At 38.0% G+C, this 22528-nt stretch carries 19 protein-coding genes; all 19 read left to right on the top strand.

Translation table 11 applies throughout. The features are described 5' to 3' along the window. Positions 1-137 precede the first annotated feature (137 nt). Positions 138-1343, top strand: a complete 1206-nt coding sequence (locus tag NYE73_RS04895) for a GGDEF domain-containing protein (protein ID WP_066037826.1) — start codon at positions 138-140, stop codon at positions 1341-1343. Between the two features lie 108 nt (positions 1344-1451). Then, complete coding sequence (locus NYE73_RS04900) at positions 1452-1811, top strand: Asp23/Gls24 family envelope stress response protein (protein WP_004269431.1); 360 nt, start codon at positions 1452-1454, stop codon at positions 1809-1811. A gap of 18 nt (positions 1812-1829) precedes the next feature. Continuing rightward, positions 1830-3479 carry a DAK2 domain-containing protein gene (locus NYE73_RS04905; RefSeq protein ID WP_259951096.1) on the top strand — a complete coding sequence of 550 codons (1650 nt, stop codon included), beginning with the start codon at positions 1830-1832 and terminating at the stop codon, positions 3477-3479. A 351-nt stretch (positions 3480-3830) separates the two neighbouring features. Further along, positions 3831-4493, top strand: a complete 663-nt coding sequence (gene sdaAB / locus NYE73_RS04910) for an L-serine ammonia-lyase, iron-sulfur-dependent subunit beta (protein ID WP_004269429.1) — start codon at positions 3831-3833, stop codon at positions 4491-4493. A 14-nt stretch (positions 4494-4507) separates the two neighbouring features. Beyond that, on the top strand, positions 4508-5416 hold the full coding sequence (sdaAA, locus tag NYE73_RS04915) for an L-serine ammonia-lyase, iron-sulfur-dependent, subunit alpha (RefSeq protein WP_004269428.1): 909 nt from the start codon (positions 4508-4510) through the stop codon (positions 5414-5416). Positions 5417-5577: 161 nt separating this feature from the next. Next, a complete protein-coding gene (locus NYE73_RS04920) occupies positions 5578-6438 on the top strand; it encodes a LysR family transcriptional regulator (protein ID WP_066037825.1) in 861 nt (286 codons plus the stop codon). Positions 6439-6537: 99 nt separating this feature from the next. After that, positions 6538-6738 (top strand): hypothetical protein, encoded by a 201-nt coding sequence (locus tag NYE73_RS04925; protein WP_340815141.1) that lies wholly within the window; start codon positions 6538-6540, stop codon positions 6736-6738. Beyond that, a complete protein-coding gene (locus tag NYE73_RS04930; protein WP_066037824.1) occupies positions 6735-8138 on the top strand; it encodes a YfcC family protein in 1404 nt (467 codons plus the stop codon). Before NYE73_RS04925 ends, NYE73_RS04930 begins: the two co-directional genes overlap by 4 nt. 12 nt (positions 8139-8150) lie before the next feature. Then, positions 8151-9302, top strand: coding sequence for a M20 metallopeptidase family protein (locus tag NYE73_RS04935; RefSeq protein WP_259951095.1), 1152 nt, complete (start codon positions 8151-8153; stop codon positions 9300-9302). 33 nt (positions 9303-9335) lie between these two features. Then, positions 9336-10439 carry a mandelate racemase/muconate lactonizing enzyme family protein gene (locus NYE73_RS04940; RefSeq protein WP_083225383.1) on the top strand — a complete coding sequence of 368 codons (1104 nt, stop codon included), beginning with the start codon at positions 9336-9338 and terminating at the stop codon, positions 10437-10439. Positions 10440-10572: 133 nt separating this feature from the next. Beyond that, a complete protein-coding gene (recG, locus tag NYE73_RS04945) occupies positions 10573-12618 on the top strand; it encodes an ATP-dependent DNA helicase RecG (protein ID WP_259951094.1) in 2046 nt (681 codons plus the stop codon). A 132-nt stretch (positions 12619-12750) separates the two neighbouring features. Next, on the top strand, positions 12751-13323 hold the full coding sequence (gene fapR / locus NYE73_RS04950) for a transcription factor FapR (protein ID WP_004269421.1): 573 nt from the start codon (positions 12751-12753) through the stop codon (positions 13321-13323). Between the two features lie 2 nt (positions 13324-13325). Beyond that, entirely contained in the window at positions 13326-14318 is a 993-nt protein-coding gene (gene plsX, locus NYE73_RS04955) for a phosphate acyltransferase PlsX (protein WP_048391651.1), read from the top strand. 18 nt (positions 14319-14336) lie between these two features. Then, positions 14337-15290, top strand: coding sequence for an ACP S-malonyltransferase (gene fabD, locus NYE73_RS04960; RefSeq protein ID WP_259951093.1), 954 nt, complete (start codon positions 14337-14339; stop codon positions 15288-15290). Next, positions 15283-16029 (top strand): 3-oxoacyl-[acyl-carrier-protein] reductase, encoded by a 747-nt coding sequence (gene fabG / locus NYE73_RS04965; RefSeq protein ID WP_259951092.1) that lies wholly within the window; start codon positions 15283-15285, stop codon positions 16027-16029. Before fabD ends, fabG begins: the two co-directional genes overlap by 8 nt. A gap of 58 nt (positions 16030-16087) precedes the next feature. Then, entirely contained in the window at positions 16088-16324 is a 237-nt protein-coding gene (gene acpP / locus NYE73_RS04970) for an acyl carrier protein (protein WP_009371143.1), read from the top strand. Between the two features lie 388 nt (positions 16325-16712). Further along, positions 16713-17477, top strand: a complete 765-nt coding sequence (rnc, locus tag NYE73_RS04975) for a ribonuclease III (RefSeq protein WP_012293239.1) — start codon at positions 16713-16715, stop codon at positions 17475-17477. Between the two features lie 3 nt (positions 17478-17480). Next, a complete protein-coding gene (gene smc, locus NYE73_RS04980; RefSeq protein WP_103117574.1) occupies positions 17481-21062 on the top strand; it encodes a chromosome segregation protein SMC in 3582 nt (1193 codons plus the stop codon). Next, the gene (gene ftsY / locus NYE73_RS04985; protein WP_054550506.1) at positions 21059-22336 is read left to right on the top strand and encodes a signal recognition particle-docking protein FtsY; all 1278 of its coding nucleotides are present in this window, start codon (positions 21059-21061) and stop codon (positions 22334-22336) included. Before smc ends, ftsY begins: the two co-directional genes overlap by 4 nt. The last annotated feature ends 192 nt before the right edge of the window (positions 22337-22528 follow it).

A 22528-nucleotide genomic window follows, 5' to 3' on the forward strand; every position in this document is an offset into this window, starting at 1 on the left:
TGTAAAAAGTTGATGCTATAAAGGTATCAACTTTTTTATTTATCAGAAAAATTTAGATTGACTTGTATTTTTCGTTATCATGACGATACATATAGGACATTATAATTATTTGAAAGTGGGCATTAGGAGAGAGCATGATGGAAAATCAAGAAAAATTAGCTTTTTCTATTCGCGAAGAAATGGTTCAGTCGAATTTAAAAGGGATGAGAATAGTTGCTTGGACACTCATGTATGTATCAGTCATTATTTCGTTAATACATTATGGAGAGGTATTTTTTGTGAAGGCGGAAAGAGCCATGGTTCCCGTCTATATTGCCATTCATATCGCTATGTTTTATATAGATGTTGCAGTATTATTGTTTATCCGAGAAAAGCGAATTCATATTACTCCTGTTAATATACAGAAGTATGAACGGTTGGTTGTTGTTTATATTTACACAATAATGCTTTTGATTACTGCGATATCGGTATTGGATGTTTACTTTTTCCGTCATGCAGCACTCTATGAGGTTATTTTAATCATTATTTGTACAGTATTCGCGTTACCTTTACGAAAAATTGTCTGGATTATTTTGCTTTCTGCATCAGCCATTATTGTGAGTGCATATATGAGTGCTGGAATATCGAGTGAAAATATAAAAATTATATTACCCATGTCATTATTAATACCTATTGGTGTAATGATTCAATATCAGACCTATAAGGTTCGTAAACAAATCCATACCCAGCATATTTTATTGAATGAGGAAATGACTAAAACGAAGCGACTATCAGAATTGTTGGCTATTAAAAATAATGAATTAGCAGAGCAAGCATTAAAAGATTCTTTAACGAATCTACCTAATCGACGTGCATTTAACCAAAAATTGAATAAGATCGGACAGCAACTTTATCAAACACAACCTTTAACAGTCATAATGATTGATATTGATTGCTTTAAAAAATTTAATGATTATTATGGTCATTTGCAGGGAGATGCAGCAATTGTCAAAGTCGCATCTCTATTGGAGGAAATTGCAGGGAAGTATAATGCATTTGTTGCCCGTTGGGGTGGCGAGGAGTTTGTTATGATAAGCCAGCATACTCATAAGGTTGCTGAACCTGTATGTGAAGAAATCTTAGAAGAAATTCGACAACTTAATATACCGCATTTACAATCTACTATTGCCCAACAAGTTACTGTTAGTATTGGAATGTGTCAAGCTAAAATCGCAAAATATGAGCATTTACAAACATGTTGTGAATTAGCTGACCAAGCGCTATATTTGGCAAAGCAAAACGGACGAAATAACTATTTCTGCAAAATGGCAATTTTTGATGAAGAAGCAAATGCGTCTATTTGAAGTCAGAAAACGTTGCTACAAAGCCCTTCAATACCCCCTTAGGTTGCTTAAATTATAACGAAAGTGTTACAATATAGTTTAGTCAAAAAGAGCCAAGGGGGCATTTCTATGTCAATTGAATTAAACAATGAATTCGGCCAAATTGATATTTCAACAGATGTACTTGCACAAATTGCTGGTGGAGCTGCTGTAGAATGCTACGGTATTGTTGGCATGGCATCTAAACATCAAATTCGTGATGGTCTAACTGATATTTTACGTAAAGAAAACTTCGCAAAAGGTGTTGTAATTCGACAACAGGACGACGATTTACATATAGATATGTACATTATTGTTAGTTACGGGACAAAAATTTCGGAAGTGGCTTATCAAGTACAATCGAAAGTGAAATATACAGTAGATAAAACATTAGGTATGAGCGTAAAATCTGTCAATATCTTTGTACAGGGCGTTCGTGTAGCGAATTAAGAGGAGGAACTAAATCGAATGCAGTCTTTAGACGGTATAAAGTTTGCTGAAATGGTACAAATGGGGGCGCATCACCTATACCAAAATGCAAATTATGTAGATTCATTAAATGTTTTCCCCGTTCCAGATGGTGATACAGGTACAAATATGAACTTATCGATGACATCTGGTGCAAAGGAAACAGAGCATGCTGCTTCAGAGCATATTGGTAAAACAGCACAGGCATTATCAAAAGGCTTGTTAATGGGAGCGCGTGGGAATTCAGGCGTCATTCTATCTCAGTTATTCCGTGGTTTTGGGAAGTTTATTGAGAAGGAGTCAACAATTGATGCAAAGGGCTTTGCTGGAGCATTCCAAGCGGGTGTTGATACGGCATATAAAGCTGTTATGAAGCCAGTAGAAGGAACAATTTTAACGGTGGCACGTGAAGCTGCGAAAAAAGGTGTAGAAGTAGCAGAAACTGAAAACGATATCATTGCCGTAATGGAAGCTTTTACAGCAGAGGCAAAGGCATCGTTGGATCGTACACCTGACCTACTGCCTGTTTTAAAAGAAGTTGGTGTGGTAGATAGTGGTGGTCAAGGCTTACTATTTGTGTATGAAGGATTTTTAGCTTCCTTAAAGGGGGAGGCTCTTCCGGAGAAAAATGATGCGACGCTAGATGATTTAATCAATGCAGAACATCATAGAGCCCAAGATTTCATGAACACTGCTGATATTGAATTTGGTTACTGTACAGAAATAATGGTACGCTTAGAAGAAGGAAAAGAACCTTTTAATGAAGAACAATTCCGTAATGAATTAAACCCTTTAGGTGATTCTTTACTTGTTATTTCAGATGAGGAAATTGCGAAGGTTCATATCCATTCCGAGCAACCAGGTTCTGTTCTATCAATTGGCCAAAAATACGGTAGTCTTATAAAAATTAAAGTTGATAATATGCGTGAGCAGCATTCAGCAATCGTTGGCGAGGAACATAAAGCCCCTACGCCTGCTAAAAAAGTAGAAAAACATCCATATGCTATTGTAACGATTGCTATGGGTGAAGGTGTGGCAGAATTATTGCGCTCTATCGGTGCTTCCTATGTCATTGAAGGCGGTCAAACAATGAATCCTTCAACTGAAGATATCGTGAAGGCTGTACAAGAAATCGGTGCAGAGAAAGTATTAATCTTACCGAATAATAAAAATATAGTGATGGCAGCGGAGCAAGCGGTTGAACTATTAGAAATTGATGCAGCAGTAGTTCCTACGAAGACGATTCCTCAAGGAATGGCAGCGATTTTAGCGTTTAACCCAGAGGCAGCTGTTGATGTAAATAAAAAAACAATGTCAGAAGCATTAACAAATGTGAAGACAGGTCAAGTTACCTATGCAGTGCGTGATACATCTATTGATGGTGTTGAAATTCACAAAGATGATTTTATGGCATTGGCAGAAGGAAAAATTGTCCTTTCTACACCAGCACTAAAGGATGCAGCTGAAAAAGTAATTAAGGATTTAGTTAATGAAGATGCTGAGATTGTAACAGTCATTTATGGTGAAGATACAACTGAACAAGCTGCCTCTGAGTTGGTAGCTTTCATAGAAGAGAACTATCCGGATGTAGAAGTTGAATTATTTGATGGTAAACAAGGGTTATATCCATATATTATTTCAGTAGAATAATTACATGCTACTTTGCTATTCCGTAAAGAAAGCAGTGCACAAAACGTGTACTGCTTTTGTTTATGCTACAAAGAGAATGTTGAATTAAATTTATTAAAAACGTACTAAATATGAATCATTCAATGTACGTACCCACAGGATATAAAATTTGGAAATATTGGAATGTCGCTGCTTTCGTAGTTGTGTATATATGGTACGGACAATAAATAAGCATAAATATTTACTATAAATTATAGTAGTGGTAATTTTCTGAAAGTTGATAAATTAAATGCTTTACTTTTATAGTAACTATCAAGCATGATATAAATAAAAATAAATATTATTATACGGATAGAATAGAGGGGTGTTTGTATGAAGTTTACTTCAGTATTTGATATTATTGGACCAGTCATGATTGGGCCTTCCTCCTCTCATACGGCAGGAGCAGCTCGCATCGGGCGTGTTGCAAGGGATTTATTTGGTAGACAACCTAAATGGGCAAAAATTCATTTATATGGATCGTTTGCAGAAACGTATAGAGGGCATGGTACAGATGTTGCGATTGTAGGAGGCTTATTAAATTACGATACATTTGATGATCGTATTAAAACGGCATTTGAAGATGCCAAAAAAGCAGGATTAGAATACGAATTCATTCCTGAAACAGCTAATACCGAGCATCCAAATACGGCTCGACTTGTCATTGGAGACGATGAAGGGGAAATGTCAGTAGTCGGTATTTCAATTGGTGGCGGAAAAATTGAAGTCAGTGAAGTCAATGGCTTTAAGTTACGTTTAACTGGTGGTATGCCAGCTATTCTTGTTGTTCATGACGATCGTGCTGGCTGTATTGCCAATGTAGCCAATTGCTTGGCGATGCATGAAGTCAACATTGGGCATATGGAGGTATCACGTATCGAACGTGGTTTAACTGCTTTGATGGTGATTGAAGTTGATCAAAACATTGAGGATAAGGTGCTACAGCAAATATCTTTAATTCCATATATTACAAAGGTCTCAAAAATTAATAACTAAGGAGGTGTCCCGTGATGGACGTTTTATTTCATAATGTTCGTGAACTTGTTGAACGAGCAGAGAAAGAAGATAAATTAATATCAGAAATTATGATTGAACAAGAAATATTGATAACTGGTAGAACGCGTGAAGAAATCATCCAGCAAATGGATCGAAATTTAACAGTGATGGAAGAAGCAATTGAACGTGGATTACAAGGTGTGCAATCAGTAACAGGTTTAACTGGTGGGGATGCCGTATTACTTCAAAATTATATTGCACAAGGAAAGTCACTTTCAGGTGATTTATTATTAGATGCAGTAAGTAAAGCGGTTGCAACTAATGAAGTAAATGCTGCAATGGGAACAATCTGTGCAACACCAACAGCAGGTTCAGCAGGTGTAGTACCAGGAACACTGTTTGCAGTAAAAAACAAACTAAATCCAACTCGTGAGCAAATGATTCGTTATTTATTTACGTCAGGAGCATTTGGATTTGTGGTAGCCAATAACGCTTCCATTTCTGGGGCTGCTGGTGGTTGTCAGGCAGAGGTTGGTTCAGCTGCAGGTATGGCTGCAGCTGCTATTGTCGAAATGGCTGGAGGTACACCACAGCAATGTTCAGAAGCGTTTGCCATTACACTAAAAAACATGCTAGGTCTTGTTTGTGATCCAGTGGCAGGCTTGGTTGAAGTGCCTTGTGTCAAACGTAATGCAATGGGTGCATCTAACTCCCTAGTAGCGGCGGATATGGCACTTGCTGGTGTAACAAGTCGTATTCCATGTGATGAAGTAATTGGTGCTATGTATCGCATTGGACAATCTATGAGTCCTAATCTTAAAGAGACGGCACGAGGCGGTCTAGCAGCAACACCAACAGGGAAGGCGATCAGTAAAGCCATCCTTGAAAATGGTGGCTTACAAAGCATTAAAGCACTTCAATAAAAAATAAGAAACATGCTATCTAAATAGGTAGCATGTTTTTATGTTGGTTGATAACTTACTGGAAAGAAAAAACCTCTTACGTACATAGTCGATTTAAGTATAATTAAATTTTAATAAGGAAATGTATTTATCTTAATTATATAGCAGGGACGTGAATAGAGATGGATTTGCGTAATTTGAAAACATTTCATGTTGTTTCAACTTACCTCAACTTTACAAAAGCGGCTGAAATTCTTAATTATAGCCAGCCTACAATTAGCCAACAGATTAAAGCGTTAGAGGAAGAGTTAGGGCATATCTTAATTAATCGAATGGGTAAGAAAATGTTTCTTTCTCAAGTAGGAAAAATAGTAAAGGAACATACAGATCAATTATTTGGGATTATTGAGGAAATGGAACAGGATTTGAAGAATTTCGAAAAGCCATTTGGTCATTTGACAATCGCTGCACCAGAGTTTTATTGCGGCTATTATTTATCACATATTATCGGTTCGTTTTTAAAACAGTACCCTCAGGTAAACCTAAAACTTCTTTGTGCCAATAGTAAAGAAACAGCCAAACTTGTGAGTTCAAACCAAGCAGATATAGGTTTTGTAGCTGGATCCCCTAGTTACGCTGGTGTAGAGGGGATTTTATTGGAGGAAGAGGATTTAGTATTGGTTGGAAATCCGCTTATTATAAAGGATCGCACTGTGCAGGAAATATTTGATGATTATCCCTTTATAACCTATGGAATGGATGACTGTATTGTCAGTTGCCTGCAAGAAATTAAGTGTAAGCCACAAACAATAGTGGAATTTGGAAGCGAGGAAGCAATTAAGAGAGCAGTAATGGAACAAGTGGGTCTAGCCTTGTTGAGTGATATTATTATTCAAAAAGAGGTAACAAAAGGGAGTCTTCAAGTTCTGTACCGATTCCCTAAAAAGTTACCTACTTATTTAATTTTTCCTCAAAATGCTAAAACATTTAGTAATGTAAGTACATTTATTGATTTAGTTAAAGACACATGGAAAACAATTTAATTGGTTTGTATATCGAAAAGAATGAAAAGAATGTTGCTGCCTGGTGAAATCGCAGGGATGTAACGTTCTTTTTATTTGTAATTTTTTTGATGTATCCCGATGAATTTATATGTAAATTTATCAATAGTAACTATTCAAAATAGTAATTTTTTATTTATTTTTTTATCAATTACAATGAATAAGACGAAAATTTCAAAAAAAGGGGATGGCTTTTTATGTTGGAGAGATATGTTACGTATTGATAGTGGACATAAAAATTTGTTTTTATTCAATGATTCAATTAAGGAGGATGGCGGATGAGTAAATTTATAGCTAATAAAGAAATAGAGCAACAAAAAGGAATTAATGTTTATGTGTTAATCTTTTGCCTTATTGTTATATCATCTATTTTAACGTATTTTATTCCAGCTGGTTCATTTCAACGGGAAGAAGTTAATGGACGTCAAGTGATTCAACCTGGGACATTTAGTTTTACAGATATGAACCCCATTGGATTTTTGGATATTTTTAGCAGTGTACATTCAGGCATGATGCAAGGAGCAAGTATTATTTTCTTCGTATTGATTGTAGGAGGTACCTTTGGAATACTATCAGCCACAGGGGCATTAGAATCCTTTATCGCCATGCTATCTGTAAAAATGGCAAAACGCGAAATGTTAATAATACCAGTATTAATGTTGTTTTTCGCCTGTGCTGGGTCATTAATGGGGATGTCTGATGAAACGATTGTATATGTAGGGATTCTTGCACCGCTTGCTGTTGCCCTAGGGTTTGATGCAATTACAGGTTTTGCAATTGTTATTCTTGGTGCATCTGTCGGATTTTCGGCAGCTGTTATGAATCCGTTTACAGTAGGAATAGCGCAAGAGATTGCGGGCTTGCCATTATTTTCAGGAATTGCTTTTCGAATTGTCATTTTTATTGTCTTATACACAGTAGCAACAATATATGTTTATCGCTATGCAAGAAAAGTGAAAAACAATCCTAAACTTGGCTTTTATGGAAATTTTCGCAATGATGAGGGTGATTTCGTACAGGGGAATTCGAAAATGGAAATAAGACATAAGCTTGTTATGGCTACATTTCTTTTGAATTTTATCGTATTGATGTACGGGGTTGTAAAACTAGGTTGGTACATTACTGAAATAGCTGGTTTATTTTTATTGTTTGGTATTTTAATGGGGCTTATTGGCAAATTATCACCTTCGCATATTGCTAATTCATTTATGAAGGGCGCAGGTGATTTAGTTGGTGGCGCTCTTATCATTGGGTTAGCTCAGTCTATTTTAGTGATTTTCAATAACTCAGGATTAATTGATACAATTCTCTTTTACACATCTGCATTGCTTGATTCAGTTCCACCTGCACTAAATGCTGTAGGGATGTTTATCTTCCAGTTATTTTTAAATTTTTTAGTACCATCAGGAAGTGGACAGGCTGCCTTAACGATGCCAATTATGGCACCTTTATCAGATATGATCGGTGTTACAAGACAAACAGCCGTACTTGCCTATCAATTTGGCGATGGTATGTCGAATATTATATTCCCAACAGTAGGTTTTTTAATGGCGGGATTATCAATTGCGGGTATTCCTTGGGGTAAATGGATAAAGTGGATTTTTCCGTTTATGCTTATTCAAGTAACAGTTGCGGTAATATCGCTCATTATTGCACAAGTCATACAATACGGACCTTTCTAAAGGAGTTTAACAATGGAAATAATGAATATAAAAAAATTAGCAGAAAAGGCAATAGAGGATCGCCGTCATCTGCACCAATACCCAGAGCTTTCTGGTGAAGAATACGAAACAAGTGAGTTTATTCGCAAAAGACTAGAGGAGTTAGATATAGAAATTCTAGATTATGAACCCCCAGGTGTAGTGGCGTTTATAAAAGGGATAAAGGGAACAAAAACTATTGCATTACGTGCCGATATAGATGCCTTACCTATAAAAGAAGAGGGAGACAAACCGTACATTTCAGATAGGCAAGGTGTTGCTCATATGTGTGGCCATGATGGTCATACAGCGATTTTATTAGCAGTTGCAACATGGATAAGCTTAAATAGAGAGAAAATCGAGCCGAATATCAAGCTTATATTTCAATCAGCAGAGGAAATCACCCCAAGTGGCGCTGATTTATTAATTCAAAAAGGTGTGTTGGAAGATATAGATGCTATTTTTGGCATTCACTTATGGCAAGGTTTAGAGAAAGGGAAGATAGGTTTAACACATGGACCGATGATGGCTTCTATTGATGATTTTGAAATTATAATTCAAGGGTATGGTGGTCATGGTTCGATGCCACATGAAACAATTGATCCTATTTATATAGCTAGCCATTTAATGCAAGCTTTTCAAAGTATCATAAGTAGAAATGTCAATCCTATCGATGCGGGTGTCATTACAGTTGGTAATATACAAGCGGGAACCACTTATAATATTATTCCTGATACGGCAAAATTAACTGGAACGATCAGAGCATTGACACCGAACACTGTAAAAATCATTAAAACGAAAATGGTAAGTTTAACAGAAGGGATTTGCCGAGCATTTGGAGCAGAAGGAAAAATCGATTTTATTTTAGGAACACCTCCGCTCGTCAATTATCCAACACAATCACGATTTATTGAATCGATTGTACGGGAACAATTCGGAGATACCGCATTTAAGGTAGTCGAACCAGTCATGGGTGGAGAAGATTTTTCTTATTATTTACAACATAAGCCTGGAGCATTTGTTTTTGTAGGTATGGGTGGTGAAAAAAGCCAATATCCACATCATCATCCACGATTTGATCTAGATGAAGATGTTTTCCCTGATGCGATTCAACTATTTATAAATATTATCTTGCAACATAAATAATCAGACTATTTATACGAAAAGGAGTTTTACATCGTGATAAAAAAGATTGAAGTGTTTGCAGCACGTTTACAATTAAAGGAACCCTTCGTTATTTCTTATGTTCATTTAGATGATATGCCAACTATTCTTACCAGAATCGAGACGGATGAGGGTGTAGTTGGCTGGGGCGAAGCTGTGCCTGATCAAAATGTGACGGGTGAAACTTGGGAGAGCACGTATCACGTTATTAAACATGAACTAGCGCCATTACTGATTGATGAAGATCCATTTGCAGTAGACCGTATCCATAAAAAGTTTAATGAAAAAATTGATGGAGTCCCTTCAGCAAAAGCCGCATTGGACATTGCACTCTACGATTTGATGGGGAAAATGACTGGTCAACCAGTTTATCAATTAATTGGTGGAAAAGCACATGAGGAATTACAGGTGCCAAGAGTGATTAGCATTAAGAGTCCTGAGGAAATGGCTAAAGATGCAAGTGAATTTGTAAAATCGGGTTTCCGTAATATTAAAATTAAGGTTGGTACAAATGCTGATTTAGATATTGCTCGTATTCGTGCTGTAAGAGAAGCAATAGGTGAGGAGGTGCAACTGCGAGTAGATGCCAATCAAGGTTGGAACAGAATGGAGACACTAAAAGTAATAAGAGAAACTACAGCTTGTCATGTAGACTGGTACGAGCAACCTGTAAAAGCACATGATTTAAGAGCGTTAAAAGAAATCAGAGCCCTTTCACCTTGTAGTATTATGGTAGACGAAGGTGTTCATAATATTTATGATTTAGTCGATGTCATAGAAATGCGTGCTGCCGATATGCTAAATATAAAATTAATGAAATCAGGTGGAATCTATCCAGCTTTAGCGCTTGCAAGTCTTGCGGAGGCTGCAGAGATGCCTTGCCAAGTTGGCTCTATGGTTGAATCAGCAATCGGAACAATGGCTGGGGCACACCTAGCCATCAGTAAGTCGATTATCCATACAAACGAGATGGTCGGACCATTAATGTTTGTAAAAGATGTGGCAAATGTTACATACTATAAAGACATCCTGCAGTTAAGTGATAAAGCTGGATTAGGAATAGAAGTTGATGAGCAATATGTGAAAGAAATTACATGTTTCTCCTGTGAAATTAAATAATCAAAAGTTTAACCCTATCAATCATTGGTAGGGTTTTTGCTTATGTGTAGGGTTAGGGAAATAATTTATGGTACATTAGATAGAGAGAGTATAACACTACATAAACAATCAATGAAGGGAGTTGTGGGATAAGATGACTGAATTATATGGACCCGTCAATGAATTAAAAGGCGTCGGGAAAGAAACAGCAGCCCATCTTGAATCACTAGGAATCAATACAATAGCTGATTTATTATGGACGTTCCCACATCGACATGAAGATTTTCGTTTAAAAGATTTAGCGCAAACACCACATAACGAACGGGTTACAGTTGAGTGTAAGGTGGAGCGGGAGCCTACGATTTTATTTTTAGGTCGTAATAAGTCAAGACTCCAAGTAACTGTTTTAGCAGGAAGACATTTAGTGAAAGTCGTATTTTTCAATCAGGGCTATTTAAAGCAAAAGCTTGTACCTGGTTCCATTATTACGGTGACTGGTAAATGGGATCGAGGTAGACAAGTAATCAATGGCACTTCAGTTACATTTGGTCCTAAAACAGATCAAGTTGACTTTGAGCCTGTCTATAGTCTGAAAGGCTTGATCCCCCAAAAAAGATTTCGAAAATATATGCGACAAGTGTTAGACGATTGTGGAGAAGTACTGCCAGAGACCATTCCATATTATTTACAAGAGTCGTATAAGCTTGTTTCAATAAGAGAGGGCTTGGAGGGTATTCATTTTCCACTGGATGCTGGGCATGCTAAACAAGCAAGGAGACGCTTTGCCTATGAGGAGCTATTAAACTTCCAATTGCGTATTCAAGCTTTACGGAAAATAAGGAAGGATAGTGAACACGGTACAGTTATTCAATTTAATGTGCATAAGTTACGAGATTTTATCGCTTCCTTACCCTATGAATTAACGAATGCTCAAAAACGCGTGGTGAATGAAATTTGTAAGGATTTGAAGAAGCCGCATCGAATGAATCGCTTGCTACAAGGGGATGTAGGTTCAGGTAAAACCGTTGTAGCAGCAATAGGGCTATATGCAGCCGTAACAGCAGGTTTTCAAGGAGCCTTAATGGCACCAACTGAAATATTAGCAGAACAGCACTTAGAGAATTTGAAAGAATGGTTCCAACCATTTGGTGTTCGTGTTGCACTCTTATCCGGGTCCACTAAAACAAAAGAGCGACGTGTGATATTAGCTGATTTGGCAAATGGAGATCTTGATATTGTTATTGGTACACATGCACTAATCCAGCCAGATGTTATTTTTCATAAACTTGGCTTTGTCATCACGGATGAACAGCACCGCTTTGGTGTGGAGCAACGACGTATTTTGCGTGATAAAGGGGAGAATCCCGATGTGCTTTTTATGACAGCTACCCCGATACCACGAACATTAGCTATTACTGCATTTGGGGAAATGGACGTATCAATGATTGATGAAATGCCAGCAGGGCGTAAGCAGATTGAAACGCATTGGATGAAGAAAGAACAATTCGGCTCCGTTTTATCTAAGCTAGAATTAGAGCTAACGGCTGGAAGACAAGCCTATGCGATTTGTCCGCTTATCGAGGAATCCGATAAGCTTGATGTTCAGAATGCTGTGGAAATTTATGAGCAGCTAGCGACTTATTTTAAAGATCGTTATCATGTTGGTTTAATGCATGGGCGTTTATCAGCAGATGAAAAAGATGCGGTTATGCGTGCTTTTAGTGAAGGGACTATTCAAGTTTTAGTTTCTACAACCGTTGTAGAGGTAGGTGTAAATGTACCAAATGCTACCTTTATGATTGTCTATGATGCTGAACGCTTTGGCCTAGCGCAGTTGCATCAGCTTCGAGGTCGTGTTGGTCGTGGTGAGCACCAATCATACTGTATTTTACTTGCAGATCCTAAGTCTGATGAGGGGAAAGAACGTATGCAATCGATGACAGAAACAAATGATGGTTTCCGTTTAGCTGAAAAAGATCTTGAATTAAGGGGACCAGGAGACTTTTTTGGTAGAAAGCAAAGTGGTTTACCTGATTTTAAAGTAGCTGATTTAGTACATGATTATCGTATATTGGAGACCGCTAGAAAAGATGCCTCAGAGATGCTTGAAACAAAAGAGTTTTGGCAGGATGACGACTATCAATACTTGCGTAAAATGCTAGAAGATACTGGTGTTTTACAAGGAGAGCGCTTCGATTAATCTGAGAAGCTTGTTAGCACAGAAAGAATGTAAGTACTTGATTTCAAAACAAGTCTTGCATTCTTTTTTTATACTCTATATACTGATATTAGTACCAAGTGCTAATAACAACTCAAAAGGTGGCGAATGAAGTTGAGACGAACGAAAAAAGAGCGACAGCGACTACTATCTGAAACGATAGCTGAAAATCCATTCGTCACAGATGAACAGCTAGCAACACAGTTTCAGGTAAGTGTCCAAACAATTCGTTTAGACCGTATGGAATTATCAATACCAGAATTACGCGAGCGAATTAAAGATGTTGCTTCAAAAAACTATGAAAATGAAGTAAAATCTCTCCCGATTGATGAGGTCATTGGGGAGATAGTAGATATTGAATTAGATCATCGAGCACTCTCGATTTTTGATGTACAAGAAGAGCATGTTTTTCAGCGTAATGGCATCGCACGTGGGCATCATTTGTTTGCGCAAGCAAATTCTTTAGCGGTTGCAGTAATTGATGACGAACTGGCATTAACCGTACACTCCAATATTACGTTTGTGAAACCTGTACGAGCTGGAAATCGTGTTATTACAAAAGCGATTGTTATCGGACGAGATGAACAAACACATCGAACAAAAGTTGAGGTAACATCTACCGTTAATGGTGAAACCGTTTTTGTTGGTGAGTTTGATATGTACCGCACGAAAGGTAAAGGTGAGTAACAATGAAATTAGCGCTTGATGGAATGGGTGGAGACAATGCACCAAAGTCAGTTGTTGAAGGTGCACTTTTAGCATTAGAGCAAATTCCAAACTTAGAAATTCAACTATATGGTCATCAAGATAAGCTGGAACCATTTTTAAAACAACATGATCGATTAAAGGTTATACATTGTGAGGAAGCAGTAGAAGGAACTGATGATCCTGCCCGTGCTGTTCGTAGAAAAAAGGATTCTTCCATGGCACGTATGATGGATGCAGTAGAAGAGGGTAAAGCAGATGCTTGCCTTTCTGCAGGGAACACAGGGGCCCTGATGGCGGGTGGCCTATTTAAAGTAGGTCGCATTGAGGGAATAGCTAGACCAGCATTAGCTACAACGCTACCAACATTAGACGGTAAAGGGTTTTTAATGCTTGATTTAGGGGCAAATGCAGATGCTCGCCCAGAGCATTTAGTGCAATATGCCATTATGGGTGATATTTATGCTAAAAAGGTTGGAGGTTTGCAAAAACCACGAATTGGCTTATTAAATATCGGTACCGAGGATAAAAAAGGGAATGAATTAACAAAAGCTGCCTTCGAATTATTGAAGGAAGCAGATTTGAATTTTATTGGAAATGTAGAAGCACGTGATTTACTTGAAGGAGTAGCTGATGTTGTTGTAACAGATGGCTTTACAGGAAATATGGTGTTGAAGTCTATTGAAGGGACAGCAGGTGCTTTATTTTCTATGTTAAAAGAGGCCTTTATGTCTTCAACGAAAACGAAAATTTCAGCAGCGCTCATGAAAAATAATTTACGTGACTTGAAAAATAAAATGGACTATACAGAGTATGGTGGCGCAGGATTGTTTGGCTTACAAGCACCTGTTATTAAGGCACATGGATCATCAAATGCGAAAGCGATTTTCAGTGCCATTCGACAAGCCAATACGATGGTAGAGCATACGGTTATTTCGACGATTACGGAGACAGTACGCCACATAGAAATTGATTAAGCAAAGGGGATTATTCAAATGACAAAAATAGCATTTATTTTTCCAGGACAGGGTTCACAAGTAGTTGGAATGGGTCAAGAGTTTGTTGAAAATGCTGCAGAAAGTAAAGCATTTTATGATCGCGCAGATCAAGCTCTTCAATTTGAATTATCTAAATTAATGTTAGAAGGTCCAGCAGAAGAGTTAACACTGACATATCATGCACAGCCAGCGCTACTTACTACTGGTGTAATGGTGGCTGAAAAGTTACGCGCAGCAAGTATTCAACCACACTACGCAGCGGGTCATTCACTTGGAGAATATGGTGCATTGGTGTTAGCAGGTGTTATGTCATTTGATGATGCTGTGTCAATCGTGCATAAACGAGGTCTTTATATGAATGAAGCTGTGCCAGCAGGTCAAGGCGCAATGGCGGCAATTTTAGGAATGGAACTAGAGGCATTGAACGAGGTAACAGAGCAGGTATCAGCATCAGGTGACTCTGTTCAGGTGGCTAATGTGAATTGTCCAGGACAAATTGTTATTTCGGGCACTAAAGAAGGTGTGGATAAAGCAAGTGTTGCTGCCAAAGAAGCTGGTGCAAAACGAGCAATACCTTTAGTTGTAAGTGGTCCCTTCCACTCTGATTTAATGCGTCCATCTTCAGAGAAACTGCAAGCAGCATTGGCAGAGATTTCTTTATCTGCACCTGAAATTCCTGTAATTGGCAATGTGATGGCGAAGGAATTAAAAGATGTAGCAGCAATACAACAAGAGCTAGTTGAACAGGTATACAGTGCTGTTCAATGGGAAGCTTCTATGCGTGAAATGCTTGCGCAAGGTGTTGACGTCTTTATCGAATGTGGACCTGGTAAAGTATTAAGCGGTCTCTTGAAAAAAATTGATCGCTCTGTTGCAACTTATTGTGTTTATGATGAAGCTTCGTTAGAAGCAGTTTTAGAAGCGTCGAAGGAGTGGTCAATTAATGCGTAAATTAGAAGGAAAAGTAGCTGTTGTAACAGGAGCTTCAAGAGGGATTGGACGTGCTATTGCTTTAAAGCTTGCAAAAGAAGGTGCTAAGGTTGTTGTGAACTATAGCGGCTCTCAGGCAAAAGCAGAAGAAGTAGTAGCGATGATTCAAGAAAACGGTGGCGAAGCAATTGCTGTACAAGCTAGCGTCTCTCAGACAGAAGAAGTGACAGCATTAATGGATGCTGCTGTGAAAACATACGGCTCCCTTGATATTTTAGTGAATAATGCTGGTATTACAAGAGATAACTTGATTATGCGTATGAAAGAAGACGAATGGGACGATGTATTAAATACGAACCTTAAAGGTGTTTTCCTTTGTACAAAAGCGGTCACACGTCAAATGATGAAGCAACGTGCAGGTCGCATTATTAACATTTCTTCCATCGTTGGTGTAGCGGGTAATGCTGGTCAAGCCAACTATGTTGCGGCTAAAGCAGGTGTTATTGGACTAACGAAAACGACGGCAAAGGAATTAGCTTCTCGTAATATTTTAGTTAATGCTATTGCACCAGGTTTTATCGAAACAGAAATGACAGAACAATTGCCAGAGGATATCAAACAAGGTATGCTAACACAGATTCCTCTTGCGAAACTTGGTCAGCCAGAGGATATCGCAAAAGCAGTAGCTTTCCTAGCATCGGAGGACGCAAATTATATGACTGGACAAACGCTTCATATTGATGGCGGTATGGTTATGTAATTTCAATTAGGCATATAAGCTGATTTTTTGTATAATCATTTGAGGGGAGGTGAATCATTTGTCTACAGTATTAGAACGCGTAACAAAAGTAATCGTGGACCGTTTAGGTGTGGAAGAAAGCGAAGTAACGCTTGAAGCTTCTTTCCGTGATGATTTAGGTGCTGACTCATTAGACGTAGTTGAGCTTGTAATGGAGCTTGAAGACGAATTCGATATGGAAATTTCTGATGAAGATGCTGAAAAAATCTCAACAGTAGGTACTGCAATCTCATACATCGAAAGTAAATTAAACTAATTTCGTTAAAACTTTATTTAGTGAAAATAGATCACCTCTAATGGTGTAATGGTCATCGTAATCATACAATGGTTTTATGGTAGCTTGAATAAAGTAGAAATTACTTTTTCTGCATTCCTTGTTTGAAGGAGCAGATTCAATGAATGAAGATGTATTTAAAGGGGACGAAATGGATCGGTTTTCGATCTATTAACGTCCCTTTTTTATGTTAAAAATCTAATGACCAGTCAGCTTCAAAATTCTCTCTAATGGGAGATGCATGCTGTATTAAGAGGAATTTTCGGAAAAATTTCCAAAACATTGTGTTTAAGCCGAAATACTTTTGCATAAACGCCCTGAAAAAGGTACACTAAAACGGTAGAAACTATTAGGAAGGCAGATTTGTTCAATGGCTATGAAAAGAAAAGGAACTATGCAGAAATCTGGCGTACTTCCTGAAAAAGTACGCAACCAATTTGAGCTGTTACAGCATGAATTAAATATCACATTTATTAATAAAAATTTATTGTATCAAGCATTCACGCATTCATCTTATGTGAATGAGCATCGCCGTAAATTATTTACGGATAATGAGCGTCTTGAATTTTTAGGAGACGCAGTACTTGAACTGTCTGTTTCTAAATATCTTTTTGAGAAATACCCAAATATGAGCGAGGGTGAGTTAACAAAGCTAAGAGCTTCCATTGTATGTGAGCCATCACTAGTGATATTTGCTAACGAGCTAGGCTTTGGACGCTTTGTATTACTTGGAAAAGGTGAGGAATTAACAGGTGGTCGGGAACGTCCAGCGCTGCTTGCAGATGTCTTTGAATCATTTGTAGGTGCACTCTATTTAGATCAAGATTTACAAACGGTCGTGTCATTTTTAGAACGAATCGTGTTCCCAAAAGTAGAAGTCGGTGCTTTTTCGCATGTGATGGATTTTAAAAGTCAATTGCAAGAAATGGTACAGCAAACGAATAATGGACTTCTTCATTATGAGATTATCGATGAAAAAGGCCCAGCACATAATCGTACCTTTGTATCAAGCGTATTATTAAATGGACAAGAGCTTGGTATTGGTCGTGGAAAATCAAAAAAAGAAGCCGAGCAGCAAGCTGCACAATGTGCAATGCGGATGATGCGTGAAGAAGCTGCAAAAGAGGAGGCTTAATAGATGTTCCTAAAACGACTAGAAGTGATTGGCTTTAAATCTTTTGCGGAACGCATTGGAATTGATTTTGTACCTGGTGTTACAGCCGTTGTTGGACCAAATGGCAGTGGAAAAAGTAATGTCACAGATGCGATTCGTTGGGTACTTGGGGAGCAATCGGCAAAGTCGTTACGTGGAGCAAAGATGGAAGATGTTATTTTCGCTGGGAGTGACTCTCGTAAGCCACTCAACTTTGCAGAAGTAACACTTATTTTAGATAATACTGATGAGCAACTTGCTTTTTCTTATACAGAAGTCAGTGTAACAAGACGCGTATACCGTTCAGGTGATAGTGAATATTTATTAAATAACCAACAGTGTCGCCTGAAGGATATTACGGACTTGTTTATGGATTCAGGACTTGGGAAAGAGGCATTTTCAATTATCTCTCAAGGTCGTGTTGATGAAATTTTAAATAGTCGACCTGATGACCGTCGTTCTATTTTTGAAGAGGCAGCTGGCGTTTTAAAGTATAAAATAAGAAAGAAAAAAGCTGAGCATAAGCTTGTTGAGACAGATGAAAATTTGTATCGTGTATTAGACATTCTCCATGAATTAGACAACCGATTAGAGCCGCTTGAAATGCAGGCATCTAGTGCAAGAGATTATGTACAAATGTCTTCTGAGCTAAAGGATTTTGATATTGCAATTCTTGTGCATGATTTTAAAAATTGTGCACAATCTTTGCATGCGCTTAAAGAGGAATTTACGAAGCTTTCTGCAACAGAGCTAGAACAAGCTCAAAATATTTCAATGATTGATAAACAGACCGCCAATATACGTAAGCTATTAAAAGATCTAGATGATTATTTGGATGTTTCGCAGGCTGAGCTTGTCAATGCCACTATGGAGGTAGAGCGTTGGGATGGTCGTAAGGCATTAATGGCTGAAAAACGCCAAAATGCATCGAATCAACTATTACAACTGAATACAACATTACAAGAGGCTAAGGCGGAAGTAGAATTACTCCTGGTTCAAGAACAGGAGAAAAAAGAAGTGTTCTCCGAGAAGCAACAAGCCGTATCAGTATTAAAGCAGAGCATCAAGCAGTTAGAACAATCATTAAATCGGTCTGTGACAGAAATCGAGGAAGAAATAGAAGACTATAAAAATCGATATATTGATTCATTAAATGAAGAAGCAACAGTCAAGAATGAATTAAAAAATATCGATCAGCAATTAGCTCAACAAAAGGCAATGGCGGCAAAAATGTCCGATCAAACAGATGAAATTGGACAAGAGCTTATGCAAATCATTGCTGAAAAAGAAAAGCTAGTGGTTGAACATGCTTTGACAACCAATGATTTACAGAAAAAATTAGAGCAATATGAAACCTTACAAATACAGTTGAAAAATGTCAATATTTCTTTTAGCGAAAAACAGGATATGTTGTACAAAGCGTATCAACACCAACAACAACTAAAGGCTAGAAAAGATACATTAGCTGAACTCGAAGCTGATTTTTCTGGGTTCTTCCAAGGTGTTAAAGAAGTCTTGCTTGCTCGAGATAAAGGTGATTTACAAGGTATTGAGGGTGCTGTAGCAGAGTTAATCCAAGTTGAAGGAAAGTATTCACAAGCGATTGAAACAGCTTTAGGTGCTGCCTCTCAACATATTGTCACAACCAATGAGCGCCATGCGCAACAGGCTATTCACTGGTTAAAACAAAAACGGGCTGGACGTGCTACTTTTTTACCGAAAACAGTCATGAAATCACGCAAAATTAATCCAGGAACTATTCAGCTAGCAACTGAACATCCTGCCTTTGTTCAAATGGCAGATGCACTTGTCACTTTTAATGAAGATAATCGAACAATTGTTGAAAATCTATTAGGGAATGTCATCGTGGCATCAAATTTAGAAGGCGCAAGTCAAATTGCCCGATTATGTGGTTTCCGATACCGAGTTGTCACACTTGAAGGAGATATTGTTAATGCAGGGGGTTCCTTAACAGGTGGTGCACTGAAACAGCAATCCTCACTCTTTACAAGAAAAGCAGAGTTAGATGATTTAATTATTAAGCTAGAATCGTTACAGGCTTCCATTTATAGTGCTGAACAGGCTGTTGCAGCCGAAAAAGAGAAGCTTGCAGTACTGCGAGATCAAGTAGAGCAATTAAAGCTTGAAGGAGAGCAATTACGAAAAGATGAGATGCAACAGTCAAGTCGTATTCGTGAGCTAGAAGTCGTAGAAAAAAGCTTATCGGCTAGAGTAACCTTTGCTTCAACTGAAACAAAAGATGTAAAAACACGTGAGGAAGCATTGTTAACACAAAAGCAAGCAGCAGAGGAGCGCTTAAATACCCTTGCTGTAGAGCTTGTCGAAATCAATGAAACTGTCGAACAATTAAGTAAGGTAAAGTTACAGGGGGAGACAGAGAAAGATGTCTTACGAGAACAGCTTGCCGAAAAACGTTCACAGCTAGCGGTTATGCAAGAACAAATGTCACAAGTTCAAATTACAACTGCTGAACTGGCACTACAATTAAACAAAGCACAACAAAAAGTTAAAAATATTTCTCAGGAAATAATGTGGCTTCAATCTGATGAATCGACAAATCATTTAAGTGATGAAGAGGTCGAGGAACAGGTTGTGACATGGAAAGCAAGAAGAGATGCCTTACAAGAGACTATTTCTGAAAAGAAAGAGCAGAAAATAGGACAACAACAAGAACTCTCTACATTAGAAGAACAACTCAAGGAACTACAGCGTATTCATAAAGGATACCTTGAAGCAATTCGTGCCAATGAGTTAAAACGTAATCGTGTAGAATTTGAAATGGATAATTTTATTGAACAACTCGAAGAAAATTATCAGTTAACATTCGAAGAGGCTGAGAAAGAAGCTCTTGCAATAGAAGATGAAGAGTTTGTGCGAAGACGTGTTAAATTGTTAAAAAGATCCATTGAAGAGCTAGGACCTGTTAATTTAAGTGCGATTGAGGAATATGATAGAGTACTAGAACGTCATACTTTCTTAACTGAACAACGAGAGGACTTGCTTGCTGCACAGGAAACATTACATGAAGCAATCAAAGAAATGGATGAAGAAATGACGTTGCGCTTTAGTGAAACGTTTTACGCTATTAGAGAGCAATTTAAACGTGTTTTCCGTGAATTGTTTGGCGGGGGGCAAGCTGATTTGGTTTTAATTGACCCTCAAAATTTATTGGAAACAGGTATTGAAATTGTGGCACAGCCTCCAGGAAAAAAATTACAGAATTTAAGTTTGCTTTCTGGTGGTGAGCGTGCACTTACGGCCATTGCTTTACTATTCTCCATCTTAAATATTCGACCTGTACCATTTTGTATTCTGGATGAAGTAGAGGCGGCTTTAGATGAAGCGAATGTTGTGCGTTATAGCCAATATTTGAAAAAGTTTAGTCTCGACACACAATTCATTGTGATTACTCATCGTAAAGGAACAATGGAGGGAGCTGATGTCTTGTATGGTATAACAATGCAAGAATCAGGTGTGTCGAAACTTGTATCAGTAAAACTAGAAGATGAACCCGTACTTGCGGAGCAAAGGAGCGAACAAGCATGAGTTTTTTTAAACGTTTAAAAGATAAATTAATGGGTAATCCAGCAGAGGAAGAGAAGTTAGACGCAACCGACAACGAACAGGAATCTGACCATTCGGAGCCAGAGTTTAAAGAATCAAACGAACCTGCTGCCATTGAAACCGTTGATCTAAAAGTGTCTGAACAAGATGAAGAATCACCAGAAATGGCGATTGTGAAAGAAGTCGACGTGGAAGCCGAGCCCTCACCTGAAATAGAAGAAGCACAGCTAGATCTTCAGGAGCTAGCAGTAGTAGAGGATGAACCACTGGAAGAGAAAAAGCCTTCTGCTTGGTCAATAACACAAAAATTCAAGGCTGGCCTTGAAAAAACACGTAATTCTTTTACATCAAAAGTGAATGACCTTGTTGCACGCTATCGTAAAGTGGATGAGGATTTCTTTGAAGAATTAGAGGACTTACTATTACAGGCTGATGTTGGATTTGAAACAGTCATGGAACTCATGGATAAACTGCGTTATGAAGTGCAACGTAAAAATATTAAAGATACAAATGGCATTCAAGCTGTGATTTCTGAGAAGCTTGTAGAGATTTACGAGCAAGGTGAGGAAGATTTAATTGAACTAACTATGCAGCCAGATGGTGAACTAACGGTTATTCTATTTGTTGGCGTAAATGGTGTTGGGAAAACAACAACGATAGGTAAGCTAGCACACCGTTTAAAGTCTCAAGGGAAAACGGTTGTATTAGCTGCGGGTGATACGTTCCGTGCAGGTGCTATTGATCAATTACAAGTATGGGGAGATCGTGTTGGTTGTGAGGTTATTAAACAATCAGAAGGCTCTGACCCAGCAGCAGTTATGTATGATGCGATTCGTGCAGCAAAAAACAGAAAAGCGGATGTGTTGATTTGTGATACAGCGGGACGCTTGCAGAACAAAGTGAACCTAATGAATGAGCTTGAAAAAGTTCATCGTGTTATTTCACGTGAAATTCCAAATGCTCCACATGAAGTATTATTAGCATTAGATGCAACAACTGGCCAAAATGCGCTTGTTCAAGCACAAACATTTAAAGAGGCAACGAATGTGACAGGGATTGTTTTAACAAAGTTAGACGGTACTGCTAAAGGGGGTATTGTTCTTGCTATTCGTAACAAGCTGCACATTCCTGTAAAATTTGTGGGTCTTGGTGAGAAAATGGATGATTTACAGCCATTTGATGCAGAACGATATGTCTATGGACTATTTGCTGATGGTTTGGATAAGGAACTACAAAATAATGATGAAAACAGCTAACAGTGGCTGAATAGTTTTATATTGAATGCCATATATCTCTTTTCTATTCAGAAAGCAGGATGCTTAGTTTGCTCCAGCTTTTGAACAAAATTGGATAAAGTGACACTGACACATAATAGATAAAAACGCTCGATTGTGTATAGGTGAATCGACTTGTTTAAAAGAGTAATACTAGCCAAAGGCAAAAAATGC

The sequence above is a fragment of the Lysinibacillus sp. FSL K6-0102 genome (assembly GCF_038003545.1).
Taxonomy (GTDB): Bacteria; Bacillota; Bacilli; order Bacillales_A; family Planococcaceae; genus Lysinibacillus; species Lysinibacillus capsici.

Bases quoted from the DNA above. Each gene is read 5' to 3' on its own strand.
- NYE73_RS04905 (WP_259951096.1), top strand. From the start codon at position 1,830: ATGCAGTCTTTAGACGGTATAAAGTTTGCTGAAATGGTACAAATGGGG.
- NYE73_RS04895 (WP_066037826.1), top strand. From the start codon at position 138: ATGGAAAATCAAGAAAAATTAGCTTTTTCTATTCGCGAAGAAATGGTT.
- smc (WP_103117574.1), top strand. From the start codon at position 17,481: ATGTTCCTAAAACGACTAGAAGTGATTGGCTTTAAATCTTTTGCGGAA.
- NYE73_RS04900 (WP_004269431.1), top strand. From the start codon at position 1,452: ATGTCAATTGAATTAAACAATGAATTCGGCCAAATTGATATTTCAACA.
- fabG (WP_259951092.1), top strand. From the start codon at position 15,283: ATGCGTAAATTAGAAGGAAAAGTAGCTGTTGTAACAGGAGCTTCAAGA.
- plsX (WP_048391651.1), top strand. From the start codon at position 13,326: ATGAAATTAGCGCTTGATGGAATGGGTGGAGACAATGCACCAAAGTCA.
- sdaAA (WP_004269428.1), top strand. From the start codon at position 4,508: ATGGACGTTTTATTTCATAATGTTCGTGAACTTGTTGAACGAGCAGAG.
- ftsY (WP_054550506.1), top strand. From the start codon at position 21,059: ATGAGTTTTTTTAAACGTTTAAAAGATAAATTAATGGGTAATCCAGCA.
- NYE73_RS04930 (WP_066037824.1), top strand. From the start codon at position 6,735: ATGAGTAAATTTATAGCTAATAAAGAAATAGAGCAACAAAAAGGAATT.
- NYE73_RS04920 (WP_066037825.1), top strand. From the start codon at position 5,578: ATGGATTTGCGTAATTTGAAAACATTTCATGTTGTTTCAACTTACCTC.
- NYE73_RS04925 (WP_340815141.1), top strand. From the start codon at position 6,538: ATGAATTTATATGTAAATTTATCAATAGTAACTATTCAAAATAGTAAT.
- rnc (WP_012293239.1), top strand. From the start codon at position 16,713: ATGGCTATGAAAAGAAAAGGAACTATGCAGAAATCTGGCGTACTTCCT.
- fabD (WP_259951093.1), top strand. From the start codon at position 14,337: ATGACAAAAATAGCATTTATTTTTCCAGGACAGGGTTCACAAGTAGTT.
- sdaAB (WP_004269429.1), top strand. From the start codon at position 3,831: ATGAAGTTTACTTCAGTATTTGATATTATTGGACCAGTCATGATTGGG.
- NYE73_RS04935 (WP_259951095.1), top strand. From the start codon at position 8,151: ATGGAAATAATGAATATAAAAAAATTAGCAGAAAAGGCAATAGAGGAT.
- recG (WP_259951094.1), top strand. From the start codon at position 10,573: ATGACTGAATTATATGGACCCGTCAATGAATTAAAAGGCGTCGGGAAA.